Here is a 13,879-nt window from a genome sequence, read left to right as displayed (position 1 = left end):
GATGCACCCGACCACTGACAACCGCCCCTCCCTCCTGCTCGCGATGGGTCCCGGAGTCGGCGAACGCCTCCTCACGGACGCCCACCGCACCCGCCTCGGCGAACTCGCGCACACCGACCCCCGCCTGGTGGCCCACGACCTGACCGCCCCCGGCCCGCGGGTCGCCGCCGCCCTCGCCGAGGCCGAGATCCTCCTCACCTGCTGGGGAGCGACCCCGCTCACCGCCGAGGTCCTCGACCGCGCCCCCCGTCTGCGGGCGGTCGTCCACGCGGCCGGCTCCGTCAAGCACCACATCACCGACGCCTGCTGGGAGCGCGGCCTGCGCGTCACCTCGGCCGCCGCCGCCAACGCGCTGCCCGTCGCCGAGTACACCCTCGCCGCGATCCTCTTCGCCGGGAAGCGGGTCCTCCGCTCGGCCCAGCGGTACGCCGAACTGCGCACCGACCACGCCTGGCTCGGCGAGTCCGCCGACTGGGGCAACCACCGCCGCACGATCGGCATCGTCGGCGCCTCCCGCATCGGCCGCCGGGTCCTCGAACTCCTCCGCCCCTTCGACTTCGAGATCCTCCTGTACGACCCGTACGTCGAGGTCCCGCCACCGGGCGTGGAGCTGGTGTCCCTGGACGCACTCTGCGCCCGCAGCACGGTCGTCTCCGTGCACGCGCCCCAACTGCCTTCCACGTACCGCATGATCGGCGCCGCCCAGCTCGCCGCGATGCCCGACGGCGCCACCCTGATCAACACGGCCCGCGGCTCCCTCGTCGACGAGACCGCCCTCCTCCCCCACCTCGCCTCGGGCCGACTCCACGCGATCCTCGACGTGACGGACCCGGAACTCCCGGCGTCGGACTCGCCGTTGTGGACTCTCCCGAACGTCCTCCTCACCCCCCACGTCGCCGGCTCCCTCGGCAACGAACTCCACCGCATGGCGGACCAGGCGATCGGGGAGGTGGAGAGGTACGTCCTCGGCGAACCCTTCGCGGAGGAGGTCCGGGCGTCAGACCTCCGGCGCTCGGCGTAGCCGCCCGGCCTCGGCCAGGACGAGCGGGAGCCCCTCCGGGGCCACGGCGAGCACGGCCGGCACCGCGCCGCTCGCGACCCGGCCCCCGCCGATGACGACGACGCCCGACCCGTTGGTCACCGCGACCGGCGGTCGGCCTCCCCTGCCCGCTCCATGCACCCCACCTAGACTGGAGGGGTCCCCTCTTGGGTCGGGAGGCATCATGACCTTCGTACAGATCATCGACTGCAAGACCAGTCGCGTGGACGACCTGAACCGGCTCATGGATCAGTGGGTCGAGCAGACCAAGGGCAAGCGGACCGCGACGCACAGCATCGTCGGCAAGGACCGGTCCGACGCCTCGCACGTCGTGGAGATCGTCGAGTTCCCCTCGTACGACGTGGCCATGCAGAATTCGCAGCTCCCCGAGACCGACCGGATCTTCCGGGAGATGGTCGCCCTCTGTGACGAGATGCCGACCTTCACCGACCTCGACGTCGTCCGGGACGAGCAGATGTACAAGGCGGCCTCCCGCCGGTTCTTCGAGCTGATCTCGGCTCCCGGGGAGCTTCCGCCGCTCGACGAGGTGTTCGCCGAGGGCTACCACGACCACGATCCGAGCAACCCGAGCGACGCGTACGGCATGGACGCGGTGCGCCGGGAGGCGGAGATGTGGCGGGCGGCGTTCGACTTCACGTTCACCGTCGAGGACCAGATCGCCGACGGCGACCGGGTGTGCACCCGCTGGACCTGGAACGGCACCCATGTCGGCGACTTCATGGGGATCCAGCCCACCGGTATGGAGGTGAGCATGACCGGGATGGTCCTCCACCGCTTCCGGGAGGACGGCAAGGCCGTCGAGGGCTGGTGGCAGTACGACCTGCTCGGGCTCATGGGGCAGCTCGGCGCCGTGGAGATGTGAGGCAGCGCTGAGGCCCGGTGCCCCCGCGACGGGGGCACCGGGCCTCAGCTGTGCGCTACGGGCCTCAGTGGGAGTGGCCGTGACCGTGGCCGTGGCCGTGGTCCGCCGGCTCCTCTTCCTTCTTCTCCACCACGAGGGTCTCGGTGGTGAGGAGGAGGGAGGCGATCGAGGCGGCGTTCTCCAGGGCGGAGCGCGTCACCTTCACCGGGTCGATGACGCCGGCCTTGACCAGGTCGCCGTACTCGCCGGTCGCGGCGTTGAAGCCCTGGCCCTTGTCGAGCTCCGCCACCTTCGAGGTGATGACGTAGCCCTCGAGGCCGGCGTTCTCGGCGATCCAGCGCAGCGGCTCGACGGCGGCGCGGCGGACGACCGCGACACCCGTGGCCTCGTCGCCGGTCTTGCCGAGGTTGCCCTCCAGGACCTTGACGGCGTGGACGAGCGCGGAGCCACCACCGGAGACGATGCCCTCCTCGACCGCGGCGCGGGTCGCGGAGATGGCGTCCTCCAGACGGTGCTTCTTCTCCTTCAGCTCCACCTCGGTGGCGGCGCCGACCTTGATGACGCACACGCCGCCGGCGAGCTTCGCGAGGCGCTCCTGGAGCTTCTCGCGGTCCCAGTCGGAGTCCGTGGTCTCGATCTCGGCCTTGATCTGGCCGACGCGACCGGCGATGTCCTCGGCGTTGCCACCGCCGTCGACGATGGTGGTGGCGTCCTTGGTGATGGTCACGCGGCGGGCGGTGCCCAGCACGTCCAGACCGGCCTGGTCGAGCTTGAGGCCGACCTCCTCGGCGATGACGGTGGCACCGGTGAGGGTGGCCATGTCGCCGAGCATCGCCTTGCGGCGGTCGCCGAAGCCGGGGGCCTTGACGGCCACCGCGTTGAAGGTGCCGCGGATCTTGTTGACGACGAGGGTGGAGAGGGCCTCGCCCTCGACGTCCTCGGCGATGATCAGGAGGGGCTTGCTGGCGCCGGCCTGGATGACCTTCTCCAGGATGGGCAGCAGGTCCTGGATCGAGGAGATCTTGCCCTGGTTGATCAGGATGTACGGGTCGTCGAGGACGGCCTCCATGCGCTCCTGGTCGGTCACCATGTACGGGGACAGGTAGCCCTTGTCGAAGGCCATGCCCTCGGTGAAGTCGAGCTCCAGGCCGAAGGTGTTGGACTCCTCGACGGTGATGACACCGTCCTTGCCGACCTTGTCCATCGCCTCGGCGATGAGCTCGCCGACCTGCTGGTCCTGCGCGGAGAGCGCGGCGACGGCGGCGATGTCCGACTTGTCGTCGATCGGGCGCGCGGTGGCGAGGAGCTCCTCGGAGACGGCCTTGACGGCGGCGTCGATGCCCTTCTTCAGGGCGGCCGGGGAGGCGCCGGCGGCGACGTTGCGCAGACCCTCGCGGACCAGGGCCTGGGCGAGCACGGTGGCGGTGGTGGTGCCGTCACCCGCGATGTCGTTGGTCTTGGTCGCCACCTCCTTCACGAGCTGGGCGCCGAGGTTCTCGTACGGGTCGTCGATCTCGACCTCGCGGGCGATCGTGACACCGTCGTTGGTGATGGTGGGGGCGCCGAACTTCTTGTCGATGACGACGTTGCGGCCCTTGGGGCCGATCGTCACCTTCACCGTGTCGGCAAGCTTGTTGACGCCGCGCTCAAGGGCGCGACGGGCGTCCTCGTCGAACTTCAGGATCTTCGCCATGGGAGCGGTTCAGCCCTCTCGGAATCGGGTGGAACGAACCGCGCCCCGGGGCGCCTGGAAGGGGCCTCGGGGCGCAGCTCAAAGCATCTGCTTCAGGTACTTCGGTACTTCGGTGAATTACTTCTCGACGATCGCGAGCACGTCGCGAGCCGAGAGGACGAGGTACTCCTCGCCGCTGTACTTCACCTCGGTGCCGCCGTACTTGCTGTAGAGCACGATGTCGCCGGTCTTGACGTCGAGCGGCAGACGCTCGCCGTTCTCGAAGCGGCCCGGGCCCACGGCCAGGACGACGCCCTCCTGGGGCTTCTCCTTGGCGGTGTCCGGGATGACCAGGCCAGAGGCGGTGGTCTGCTCGGCGTCGAGCGGCTGGACCACAATGCGGTCCTCGAGCGGCTTGATGGCAACCTTGGAGCTGGTGGTCGTCACGATCCGACCTCCCCCTTCGGAGATCTCACGGGGTTAACTGTCTGAGGTGGCGACCAGGTGGATCCGTCGTCGCGGGTGCCGGACCTGCCCGTCGCTGTGTTGGCACTCTCCGGTGGGGAGTGCCAGAGCCGAGACTATGACCGCGGTTAGCACTCGGTCAAGCGGAGTGCCAATTCATCGCTCCGTGGCGTGAGGATGCGCGCGACCGTACGGGGTGTTCCGGCCCTTCCGCAGGGCTTCGGGTCCACCACCGCCCGTACGTGCTGGACCGGCGAGGGCCGGGGGGTCACCCGTTCCGCCGCCTTGCGGCCGAGCCGCTCGATGGGGTCGACCGAGGAGGCGCAGGCCGGGAGGGAGAGCAGCGCTCCGGTCACGGCCACGGCGGCCACCCACCGCCGCTCCCGCGCTCTCACACGTAGTCCTCGAGCTTCGCGACCGCGTACCCCTTGGCCGTGATCACGTTCATCACCCGGCGGATCATGTCGGGCATGGTGCCCTTCCAGTCCTCCTTGCCGCGGAAGTGGGTGAGCACGATGTCGCCGGGGTGCAGGTCCCGGTCCCACTCGCGCCACTCCATGTGGTCCGGGAAGGCCTCGGCGGCCCAGAGCGGGACCGCCTTGACGCCACAGCTCTTCGCGGCGCGCAGGGTGTCCTCGTTGTAGTTGCCGTAGGGCGGGCGGAAGAGCGGGGGCCGCTTGCCGAACCGCTTCTGGATGACGTCCTGCATGCCGCAGATCTCGTGCTTCTGCTCGCTGTACGACAGTCCGGGCAGGTAGCGGTGGTGGAGGGTGTGGTTGTGCAGGGAGACGCCGGACTCCTGGGACTTCTGCATCCTCGCGAAGTAGCCGTAGTCGTCCTTGACGACGTAGTCGCTGAGGAAGGCGCTGTACGGGATCCGGAGCTCGTTCATCATCTTCAGCAGCCGGGGGTCCTTCTCCGCGCCGTCGTCGATCGTCAGGAAGACGACCTTCTGCTTGGTCGGCACGGTGGTGAAGACGGGCGGGAGGCCCTCGCCGTCCGTCTCGAAGCCCTTGCGGGTGGTGATCCTCGGCTTCACGGCGGGCGGGGCGGGGGCGTCGAGCGGCACCTTCGCGAGGCCCCACTTCCTGGCGGCGAGCACGCGGGCGGCCCGCTGCGCCCGGACCTTCTCGACGTACGCGCTGAGGGCGCCGGCCGCACCCTGGGCCTGCTGTCCGGCGGCGGGGGCGGGTGCGGGGCGCTCGGGCGCCTCGCCGCCGGAGCAGGCCGTGGCGGCGGAGAGGAGGGCGGCCACGGCGAGCGCCGCCCCGAATGTCCGGCGGGGGCGGGGCGCGCCTTTTGCCATCATCTGATCCTTTTGTCGTACGAGCTGCATGGCGCCGCATCCTGTCAGCGCGAGAGCCCCTCGCGGGTCGCGACACCGCCGTACCGCGTCACCGTCCCCCGGCCGGCCCACAGCGCTCCAGGGCCCAGAATGGGACGGGTGACCGACCTCGCCTCCTTCGCCGCCCTGCTCGCTCCCGAGGGGCAGACGCTCCTCACCGCCCTGCGCGACTACGACCCCGCCCAGGAGCTCGCGGTCGCCTCCCGGCTGCGCCGCGACCACCCCGCCGAGCTGGTCACCGCGGCCCTCGGCCAGGCGCGGCTGCGGCAGCGGGCGGTGGCGAAGTTCGGCGCCGAGGACGCGTACCGGATGTACTTCACGCCGCACGGCGTCGAGCAGTCGACCCGCGCCTCCGTCGGTACGTACCGGGCGGCACGGCTCAAGGCGCTCGGCGTCGGCAGCGTCGCGGACCTCTGCTCCGGGATCGGCGGCGACGCGATCGCCCTCGCCCGCGCCGGGATCTCCGTCCTCGCCGTCGACCGCGACCCGCTGACCGCCGAGGCGGTCCGGGCCAACGCCGAGGCGCTGGGCCTCGCCGACCTCATCGAGGTCCGGTGCGCGGACGTGGCGGAGATCGACACGAGCCCGTACGACGCGGTCTTCGTCGACCCGGCGCGGCGTGGCGGCCGGGGCAGGATCTTCGACCCCGAGGCGTACTCCCCGCCCCTCTCCTGGGCGATCGCCGCGGCCCGCCGGGCGCCGCACGCCGCCCTGAAGGTGGCCCCGGGCATCCCGCACGAGGCGGTGCCCGAGGAGGCCGAGGCGGAGTGGATCTCGGACGGCGGGGACGTGAAGGAGGCCGTGCTCTGGTTCGGCACGGAACCGGGCGCCCGCCGGGCCACGCTCCTGCCCTCCGGGACCACCCTGACGGGCCGGGGGCTGCCCGACCCGGCGGTCCGCCCGGTCGGCCGCTATCTGTACGAACCGGACGGCGCCGTCATCCGCGCGCATCTCGTCGCCGAGGTGGCCGAGGAGCTGGACGGCGGCCTGATCGACGAGACCATCGCGTACGTGACGGCGGACACGCTCGTCCCCACCCCGTACGCCGCGGCCTACGAGATCACCGACGAACTCCCCTTCAACCTGAAGAAGTTGAAGGCCCTGCTGCGGGAGCGCGAGGTCGGCACCCTCACGGTCAAGAAGCGCGGCTCGGCGGTCGAACCCGAGGAGATCCGCCGCAAGGTGAAGCCGAAGGGCCCCAACGCGGCGACGGTGCTGCTCACTCGGGTCGCGGGAGCCCCGACGATGCTGATCGGCCGGCCGGCGCCGCGCCCGTGACCCGGACCGCCAGACGGTAGTGGGAGAAGGCCTTGGTCAGACCGATCAGGCCGTTGATCCACAGGATCAACGCGACACCCATGCCGTACGCGACGAGGCCGTAGCCCCCGTTCTCCCGGGTCGTGCCCGCGGGGACGGCGAAGCCCGCCCACAGACCGGAGCCGCACATCACGGCGGACAGCAGCATCCAGCAGGCGCTCAGGACCGGTGCGCGCAGCCGGGCGTCCGTGGGCCCGTGCCGGTCGAGGACCGCCCACCGCACGAGCCGCTCGCGCGCGATCCGGTCCTGCCGCAGGGAGCGCGCGGTCAGCCACACCGCCGGGACGAGCACACCGACGCCGAGCACGGCCACGAGCAGCCCCAAGAACATCGTGATCGGGTCGACGAGCGCGCTGTCGAGCGAGGTGAGCAGCACCCCGACCAGTCCCCAGCCGAGCTGCAGCATCAGGAACCAGGTCAGGAACAGCGCGAGCCGCCCGCCGCCAAGCAGCCGCCGGCCCAGCTCGTCGAGCGCCAGCGCCCGGTCGGCGAGCAGCGCGTCCCGGTCGGGCCAGTTCCGGATCTCGGCGGGCGGGGGCGACGGAGGCAGCGGCGTACGCGGGGACATGCGAGAACCCTAAGTCCCCTCCTCCGGCCCGAGTTCGCCGGCCCGTTCCCGCAGCAGCGCCCGTTCGCGCTCGTTGCGCGTGAGCTCCGCCGCGCGCTCGAACTCCGTCCGGGCCTCCGAGGGACGGCCGAGGCGGGTGAGGAGGTCGCCCCGGACGCTCGGCAGCAAGTGGTACCGGGCCAGGGCCGGTTCGGCGGCCAGGGCGTCGACGATGCGGAGGGCGGCCGCGGGGCCCTCGGTCATCGACACGGCGACCGCGCGGTTCAGTTGCACCACCGGGGACGGGGTCAGGGTGCCGAGCCGTCCGTACAGCGCGGCGATGGTCGCCCAGTCCGTGGCCTCGTACGAACCGGCCCGTGCGTGGCAGGCGGCGATCGCGGCCTGGAGGGCGTACGGCCCGTAGGAGCGCCCGTCCCCCGCCCGCTCCAGGGCGGCGAAGCCGCGCCGGACGAGCAGCCGGTTCCAGCGGCTCCTGTTCTGGTCGGTGAGGAGCACCGGCCGCCCGTCGGGGCCGGTGCGGGCCGCCGTCCGGGACGCCTGGAGTTCGAGCAGGGCGGCGAGGCCGTGCACCTCGCTCTCCCCCGGCATCAGGGCGGCCAGGCCCCGGGCCAGGCGCAGCGCGTCCTCGCACAGCCCGGGGCGCAGCAGGTCGTCGCCGGCCGTGGCCGCGTACCCCTCGTTGAAGATCAGGTAGACGACCTCCAGGACGGAGCCGAGCCGCGCGGCCCGTTCCTCCCCGTACGGCACCTCAAACTCCACGCCCGCCTTCGCGAGCGTCCGCTTGGCCCGGGTGATCCGCGCCGCGACCGTCGCCTCCGCCACGAGGAAGGCGCGGGCGATCTCGTCCGTCCGCAGGCCGCCGACGAGCCGCAGGGTCAGCGCCGCGCGGGCGTCGGCGGAGAGCACCGGGTGGCAGGTGGTGAAGACGAGCCGGAGCACGTCGTCGTCGATGTCGCCCGGACCGGACGGCTCGGGGTCGTACGACTCCTCCGAGAGCGTCCGGCCCACCTCGGCGAGCTTGCGCGCGTACGTCTCGCGCCGCCGGACGAGGTCGACGGCGCGGTGCTTGGCGGCGGCCGTCAGCCAGGCGGCCGGACGGTCCGGGACCCCCGAGCGCGGCCACTGCTCCAGGGCGGAGACGAGCGCGTCCTGGGCGATCTCCTCGGCGATGCCGACGTCCCGGACGATCCGCGCGACGGTGGCGACGATCCGCGCCGACTCCATCCGGAAGACCGTCTCGAGCGTGCTCTCCACCGTGGCTGTCACGGTTCACATGACAGCACAGCGCGGGTCAGCCCTCCGGCATCTCCTCGACCTCGCGGACCTCCAGGCCGACCTTCCAGTGCGGCGGGTGGACGGCCAGGAACCGCTTCCCCCACTCGACGGCCTCGGCCATGTCCTTGCACTGGAGCATCGCGTAACCGCCGACGACCTCCTTGGTCTCGGTGAACGGGCCGTCGGTGAACGACAGCTCACCGTCCGACCAGGTGATCCGGGTGGCCTCGGCGGTCGGCCGGAGCCCTGCCGTGTCCACCATGGCGCCGGCCTTGGTGATCTCCTCGAAGAGCGCGCCCATCCGCTGCTCGAAGCCGGGGTCGGCGCTCTCCATGTCGATGGTGTTCTCCTCGATGCGGACGAGGGACAGGAAGCGGGGCATGACGACTCCTCGGTGTGGGGTGGGCGGGGCCGTTCCCCGCCGTCCACACATACGTCGAACGGGATCCGTCCGCATCGACACGGCACCCGGACATCTTTCTCAGACGTAGTCCTCCAGGCGTGCCACGGTGAAGCCCTGCTCCTGGATCTTCCGCAGCAGCGTCGCCGTCATCTCGGTCATCGTGCGGCCCTTGAGCTCGGACGGGCCCCGGAAGTGGGCCAGGATGATGTCGCCGGGGTGCAGTTTCCGGTCGCCGCGCTGGTACTGCATGTTCTTGATCTGCATGGACTCGCGCCACAGCACGATCGCGTCGATCCCGCACTCCCCCGCCGCCGTGCGCGTGGCCTCGTTCCAGTTGCCGTACGGCGGGCGGAAGAGGCGCGGAGTGGTGCCGTACCGCTGCTTCAGCTTCGTCTGCTGCCCGCAGATCTCCCGGCGCTGGGCCTCGGGACCGAGGGTGCGCAGGTCGGGGTGGGTGAGGGTGTGGTTGGCGAGGCCGTGGCCCTGGGCGATCAGCGGCGCGAAGTACGGGTAGTCGGCGCGGATGGCCGCGTCCGTGAGGAACATCGTGAAGGGGACCTTGAGGTCCTTCGTCATCCGGACGAAGTCGGGGTCCTTCTCGGCACCGTCGTCGATCGTGATGAAGACGATCTTCTCGCGGGTGGGGATCTCGCTGATGACGGGTACCGGCCCGCCGGCCGCGCGGACCACCGGCTTGACGGCGGGCGGGGCGGGCGGGGCGGCGAAGGGCTTCAGGCCCCATGTCCGGTACGCGGCGGCAGCGGGCGCCCGGGGAGCCCCGGGGGCCTTGCGCCCGGCCTCCCCGGTTGAGGGGGACACCGTCGGGGTGGGAGCGGCGGCGGCGGGCTCGTCCACCGTGCAGCCGGTCACCAGGAGGGCGACGGCGGTCAGGGCCGCCCACAGCGCGATCGTCTTCTTCACGCGCTGTGGGATGCCCCCAGCGATCGAAAGGTTGCTCGACTTTCGGTCGCGTATCGCCTATTCGATCGATTCGAAGCGCCAGCGGTGGACCGGACGGGTGATCAGCTCCGCGTCCGGCTCCGGCAGTTCGGGCAGATCGGCGTCGAAGGTCTCCGCCTCCCACCAGGTGAGGACGAGGACCCGGTCCTGCGGGGCCCGGAAGAGCTCCCGCCGGACCGGCTCGCGGGCGAGGACCTGCGCCCGCGCCCACTCCAGGAGCTCGGCACCCCGGCCCTGGGCGGCCCGCGCCTCCCACATCAGGGTGACCCTCACGAGTACAGGTTCTCCTTGCTGACCTCGTGCACATGGTCGTGGTCGTGCGCCGCACCGGGCACGTGCGGGTCCGTCACCGGCAGGGACGAGTCCGCCGACAGTTCCAGGTCGGAGGCCGGCCGGTTGCGGGCGACCATCTCGGAGCCGAGGGCGGCGACCATCGCGCCGTTGTCCGTGCACAGCCCCGGCCGGGGCACCCGCAGCCGGATGCCGGCGCGCTCGCAGCGCTCCTCGGCGAGGGCCCGCAGCCGCGAGTTGGCGGCGACGCCGCCGCCGATCATCAGGTGGTCGACGCCCTCGTCCTTGCAGGCCCGGACGGCCTTGCGGGTGAGCACGTCGACGACCGCCTCCTGGAAGGACGCGGCGACGTCCCGTACGGGCACGTCCTCGCCGGCCGCCCGCTTGGCCTCGATCCAGCGGGCCACGGCGGTCTTGAGGCCGGAGAAGGAGAAGTCGTACGCGGGATCCCGGGAGCCGCTGAGGCCGCGCGGGAAGGCGATCGCCGCCGGGTCGCCCTCCTTGGCGAGCCGGTCGATGACCGGTCCGCCGGGGAAGCCGAGGTCGAGGACGCGGGCGATCTTGTCGAAGGCCTCGCCGGCCGCGTCGTCGATGGTCGCGCCCATGGGGCGGACGTCGGAGGTGATGTCGGAGGAGAGCAGCAGCGAGGAGTGCCCGCCGGAGACCAGCAGGGCCATCGTCGGCTCGGGCAGCTTGCCGTGCTCCAGCTGGTCGACGCAGATGTGCGAGGCGAGGTGGTTGACGCCGTAGAGCGGCTTGCCGAGCGCGTAGGCGTACGCCTTGGCGGCGGAGACGCCGACGAGCAGTGCGCCCGCGAGGCCGGGCCCGGCGGTGACGGCGATGCCGTCGAGGTCCTTCGCGGAGATCCCGGCCGTCTTCAGGGCGCGCTCGATCGTCGGGACCATGGCCTCCAGGTGGGCGCGGGAGGCGATCTCGGGCACGACGCCGCCGAAGCGGGCGTGGGTGTCGACGCTGGAGGCGACGGCGTCGGCGAGCAGGGTGGTCCCGTGGACGATGCCGACGCCGGTCTCGTCGCAGGAGGTCTCGATGCCGAGTACGAGCGGTTCGTCAGCAGCCATCTGAATCAGTCTCTGTTCCTTGAACGATGTGTCGCATCACGAGCGCGTCCACGTTGCCGGGCTGGTAGTAGCCGCGGCGGAAGCCGATGGGCTCGAAGCCGAAGCGTGCGTAGAGCTTCTGGGCCCGGGTGTTGTCCACGCGCACCTCGAGGAGGACCTCCTCGCACTCGAAGGCGGTCGCGGCCTGGAGGAGGTCGGTGAGGAGCCGGGCGCCGAGGCCCGTGCCCCACTGGTCACGGGCGACGGCGATGGTCTGGACGTCGCCGAGGCCGCCGGCGGCGGCGAGACCCGCGTATCCGACGAGGCGGCCGGAGCCGTCCTCGGCCACCACGTAGTGCCGGGTCGCACCCGGCCCCCGCGCGTGCGCGAGCTCCGACCAGAACATCCCCGCCGACCAGGCGTCCTCGGGGAAGAGCCCGGCTTCGAGCGCGAGCACCGGCTCCAGATCCCACCAGCGCATCTCACGGAGCACGGTCGTCACGGTCGTCACTTGGGGGTGACCACCTTGTAGTTCTTCGGCACCTGCGCGTCGGGCCGACGCAGGTACATCGGCAGCGGGTCGAGGAAGCGGTCCTCACCCGCGGCCAGCCGCTCGGCGGCGAGCCCGGCGAGCGCGGCGGCCGACTGGTGCTCGGGGTCGCGGGCGTCCGGGAAGGCCTCGGGGTAGAGGCGGGCGCCCGCGCCGACGACGGGGAGCCCGGCGAGCGCCCCCGCGATGTCGGCGGGCCGGTCGACGGCCGCGTCGCCCACGCGGGTGCGGGAGTCCTCGTACCGCGCCCAGTAGACCTCCTTGCGGCGCGCGTCCGTCGCGACGGCGAAGGGCTCGTCGATCCCGGAGGCGTACGCGAGGCCGTCGAGGGTGCACAGGCCGTGCACCGGCACGCCGAGCGCGGACGAGAAGGCCGCGGCGGTGACGAGGCCGACCCGGAGCCCGGTGTACGGGCCGGGGCCGACGCCGACGACGATCCCGGTGACCGCGTCGAGTTTCAGCCCGGCCTCCTTCAGGACCCGGTCGACGGCGGGCAGCAGCAGCTCCCCGTGGCGGCGGGCGTCGACCTGACTCGACGAGGCGACGACGGCCTCGCCGTCGTGGAGGGCGACGGTGACGGCGGGGGTGGCGGTATCCATGGCGAGCAACAGCACGCGAACAGCCTACGGCTCCCGGGCACGCTGCCCCGAACCTCGGGGCGGCGGCTGCTACCGTCACCCTTCGATACGTTCGTACGAGAGGTGGGCACGGTGGCAAGGAGCAGCTCGGGATTCGTGGCCGGGCTCACGGCCGCGGCGGTCGCCGCGGTCTGTTTCCTCGCCTACCAGGCCTCGGCGAACGCCCCGGCCGATCTGTCGGTGAAGCCGCGGACGCCGGGCACGGCCGCCCCGTCGGTCTCGCCGAGCGGCGGCCCGAAGCAGCCCTCCGGGAATCCCCTCGCCGTCCCCGCGGACTCGGGCACCGGAGAGCGCGTCGTGTACTCGCTCACCGACCGCCGGGTGTGGATCGTGGACGGGAAGGACAAGGCGACCCGGACGTTCACGGTCTGGCCGAGCACGGTCGACCCGGTGCCCGGGGCGTACCGGGTGACCTCGCGTTCGGGCTCCGTGCGCGGTTCGGACGGGGTGCAGATCGAGCACGTCGTGCGGTTCGCGACGGCGCAGGACGTGGCGATCGGCTTCAGCGCGGCGGTGGACGGCTCGACGCCGTCCCCGGACCCGGCGCGGAAGACCGGCGGCATCCGGATGAAGCGGGCCGACGGGGACGCCCTGTGGTCGTTCGCGGTGATCGGCGCGAAGGTCGTCGTCGTCGCCTAGGACGTCCGGGGCTAGGCCGCTTCGTCCCGTACGGGTTCCTCGTCCTCGGGTTCGGCCGGCGGCGGTGTCGAGAGGGTCCGGGCGGCCGCGCAGGACGCGAGCAGCTCACTCATCGGGACGTGGTCCCGGCCGGGTTCCGCGCGTTCGGGCGTCGCCATGCATGCCTCCCGTAGGTTAGGTACACCTAACCAGCTCGTGCCTCCATGTGACCACGGCTCGTACGACCCACGCAACACCTTCCCGACACGTTGTCGGAACCTACGGGCGGTCAGAACAGCTCGAGATCCTCCTCGGCCCAGCGCGCGCCGATCCCGCGCAGCACGACCGTGCGCCGGTCGTCGTCGGTGTCCCCGGTGACCCGGTGGATGAGGAGGTGCAGCCGGTCGTCGGTCAGCTCCTCGACCTTGCCGTCGCCCCACTCGACGACCACCACGGACTCGGGCAGCGAGACGTCCAGGTCGAGGTCCTCCATCTCGTCGAGCCCGCCGCCGAGGCGGTACGCGTCGACGTGGACCAGGGCCGGGCCGCCGACCAGGGAGGGATGGACGCGGGCGATGACGAAGGTCGGGGAGGTGACGGCGCCCCGCACCCCGAGGCCCTCACCGAGGCCGCGGGTGAGGGTGGTCTTCCCGGCGCCGAGCTCGCCGGTGAGCATGACGAGATCGCCGGGACGGAGGACCTTCGCGAGCCGGCGGCCGAGCTCCTGCATCTGCTGCGGGGAATCGACGGAGAGGGTGGCGCCGGAGACGGGCTGGTGCGGGTGCGCTGCTTCCATA

19 protein-coding genes are annotated in these 13,879 nt (G+C 72.1%); 4 read left to right on the top strand and 15 right to left on the bottom strand.

Annotated features, from left to right (window positions below; genetic code table 11):
- The first annotated feature begins 1 nt into the window (after position 1).
- Entirely contained in the window at positions 2–1,021 is a 1,020-nt protein-coding gene (locus ACZ51I_RS24060) for a hydroxyacid dehydrogenase (protein WP_468879287.1), read from the top strand.
- Here ACZ51I_RS24060 and ACZ51I_RS24055 read toward each other — a convergent pair.
- Positions 998–1,141, bottom strand: coding sequence for a hypothetical protein (locus ACZ51I_RS24055; protein ID WP_468879284.1), 144 nt, complete (start codon positions 1,139–1,141; stop codon positions 998–1,000). The two genes, ACZ51I_RS24060 and ACZ51I_RS24055, sit on opposite strands and share 24 nt — an antisense overlap.
- An 82-nt stretch (positions 1,142–1,223) precedes the next feature.
- Between ACZ51I_RS24055 and ACZ51I_RS24050 the strand changes: the two genes are divergently transcribed.
- The gene (locus ACZ51I_RS24050; RefSeq protein ID WP_468879281.1) at positions 1,224–1,922 is read left to right on the top strand and encodes an ester cyclase; all 699 of its coding nucleotides are present in this window, start codon (positions 1,224–1,226) and stop codon (positions 1,920–1,922) included.
- Between the two features lie 64 nt (positions 1,923–1,986).
- Here the strand turns inward: ACZ51I_RS24050 and groL are convergent, their stop codons facing one another.
- From groL to ACZ51I_RS24030, 4 genes are all read right to left on the bottom strand, one after another.
- The gene (groL, locus tag ACZ51I_RS24045) at positions 1,987–3,615 is read right to left on the bottom strand and encodes a chaperonin GroEL (RefSeq protein ID WP_468879278.1); all 1,629 of its coding nucleotides are present in this window, start codon (positions 3,613–3,615) and stop codon (positions 1,987–1,989) included.
- A gap of 117 nt (positions 3,616–3,732) precedes the next feature.
- Positions 3,733–4,041: a co-chaperone GroES gene (gene groES, locus ACZ51I_RS24040; protein WP_010471835.1), complete on the bottom strand. Its 309-nt coding sequence runs from the start codon at positions 4,039–4,041 to the stop codon at positions 3,733–3,735.
- 146 nt (positions 4,042–4,187) lie between these two features.
- On the bottom strand, positions 4,188–4,421 hold the full coding sequence (locus ACZ51I_RS24035) for a hypothetical protein (RefSeq protein WP_468879275.1): 234 nt from the start codon (positions 4,419–4,421) through the stop codon (positions 4,188–4,190).
- Between the two features lie 29 nt (positions 4,422–4,450).
- Positions 4,451–5,365 (bottom strand): polysaccharide deacetylase family protein, encoded by a 915-nt coding sequence (locus ACZ51I_RS24030; protein ID WP_468879273.1) that lies wholly within the window; start codon positions 5,363–5,365, stop codon positions 4,451–4,453.
- A gap of 129 nt (positions 5,366–5,494) precedes the next feature.
- Here ACZ51I_RS24030 and ACZ51I_RS24025 point away from each other — a divergent pair, with 129 nt between their 5' ends.
- Positions 5,495–6,682: a THUMP-like domain-containing protein gene (locus ACZ51I_RS24025; protein ID WP_468879271.1), complete on the top strand. Its 1,188-nt coding sequence runs from the start codon at positions 5,495–5,497 to the stop codon at positions 6,680–6,682.
- Here the strand turns inward: ACZ51I_RS24025 and ACZ51I_RS24020 are convergent.
- From ACZ51I_RS24020 to tsaB, 8 genes are all read right to left on the bottom strand, one after another.
- On the bottom strand, positions 6,624–7,289 hold the full coding sequence (locus tag ACZ51I_RS24020; RefSeq protein ID WP_468879269.1) for a hypothetical protein: 666 nt from the start codon (positions 7,287–7,289) through the stop codon (positions 6,624–6,626). The two genes, ACZ51I_RS24025 and ACZ51I_RS24020, sit on opposite strands and share 59 nt — an antisense overlap.
- A 9-nt stretch (positions 7,290–7,298) precedes the next feature.
- A complete protein-coding gene (locus ACZ51I_RS24015) occupies positions 7,299–8,513 on the bottom strand; it encodes an RNA polymerase sigma factor (RefSeq protein WP_468879650.1) in 1,215 nt (404 codons plus the stop codon).
- Positions 8,514–8,580: 67 nt separating this feature from the next.
- A complete protein-coding gene (locus ACZ51I_RS24010) occupies positions 8,581–8,946 on the bottom strand; it encodes a YciI family protein (protein WP_468879267.1) in 366 nt (121 codons plus the stop codon).
- Positions 8,947–9,045: 99 nt separating this feature from the next.
- On the bottom strand, positions 9,046–9,888 hold the full coding sequence (locus ACZ51I_RS24005; RefSeq protein WP_468879265.1) for a polysaccharide deacetylase family protein: 843 nt from the start codon (positions 9,886–9,888) through the stop codon (positions 9,046–9,048).
- 57 nt (positions 9,889–9,945) lie between these two features.
- Positions 9,946–10,185, bottom strand: a complete 240-nt coding sequence (locus ACZ51I_RS24000; RefSeq protein ID WP_468879647.1) for a hypothetical protein — start codon at positions 10,183–10,185, stop codon at positions 9,946–9,948.
- 11 nt (positions 10,186–10,196) lie between these two features.
- On the bottom strand, positions 10,197–11,297 hold the full coding sequence (gene tsaD / locus ACZ51I_RS23995) for a tRNA (adenosine(37)-N6)-threonylcarbamoyltransferase complex transferase subunit TsaD (RefSeq protein WP_468879263.1): 1,101 nt from the start codon (positions 11,295–11,297) through the stop codon (positions 10,197–10,199).
- On the bottom strand, positions 11,287–11,757 hold the full coding sequence (gene rimI / locus ACZ51I_RS23990) for a ribosomal protein S18-alanine N-acetyltransferase (RefSeq protein ID WP_468879645.1): 471 nt from the start codon (positions 11,755–11,757) through the stop codon (positions 11,287–11,289). Before rimI ends, tsaD begins: the two co-directional genes overlap by 11 nt.
- Positions 11,758–11,783: 26 nt before the next feature.
- On the bottom strand, positions 11,784–12,440 hold the full coding sequence (gene tsaB / locus ACZ51I_RS23985) for a tRNA (adenosine(37)-N6)-threonylcarbamoyltransferase complex dimerization subunit type 1 TsaB (RefSeq protein ID WP_468879261.1): 657 nt from the start codon (positions 12,438–12,440) through the stop codon (positions 11,784–11,786).
- A 96-nt stretch (positions 12,441–12,536) separates the two neighbouring features.
- Here tsaB and ACZ51I_RS23980 point away from each other — a divergent pair, with 96 nt between their 5' ends.
- Positions 12,537–13,103: a hypothetical protein gene (locus tag ACZ51I_RS23980; RefSeq protein ID WP_468879259.1), complete on the top strand. Its 567-nt coding sequence runs from the start codon at positions 12,537–12,539 to the stop codon at positions 13,101–13,103.
- Positions 13,104–13,114: 11 nt separating this feature from the next.
- On the opposite strand, the gene ACZ51I_RS23975 is transcribed toward ACZ51I_RS23980, so the two are convergent.
- Both ACZ51I_RS23975 and tsaE read right to left on the bottom strand, forming a co-directional pair.
- Positions 13,115–13,261 carry a hypothetical protein gene (locus ACZ51I_RS23975; RefSeq protein ID WP_468879256.1) on the bottom strand — a complete coding sequence of 49 codons (147 nt, stop codon included), beginning with the start codon at positions 13,259–13,261 and terminating at the stop codon, positions 13,115–13,117.
- A gap of 110 nt (positions 13,262–13,371) precedes the next feature.
- On the bottom strand, positions 13,372–13,878 hold the full coding sequence (gene tsaE / locus ACZ51I_RS23970; protein ID WP_468879254.1) for a tRNA (adenosine(37)-N6)-threonylcarbamoyltransferase complex ATPase subunit type 1 TsaE: 507 nt from the start codon (positions 13,876–13,878) through the stop codon (positions 13,372–13,374).
- Position 13,879: the final 1 nt, after the last annotated feature.

It is taken from the genome of Streptomyces sp. NPDC034084 (assembly GCF_055575535.1).
This window is presented reverse-complemented; position numbering and strand designations above follow the sequence as displayed.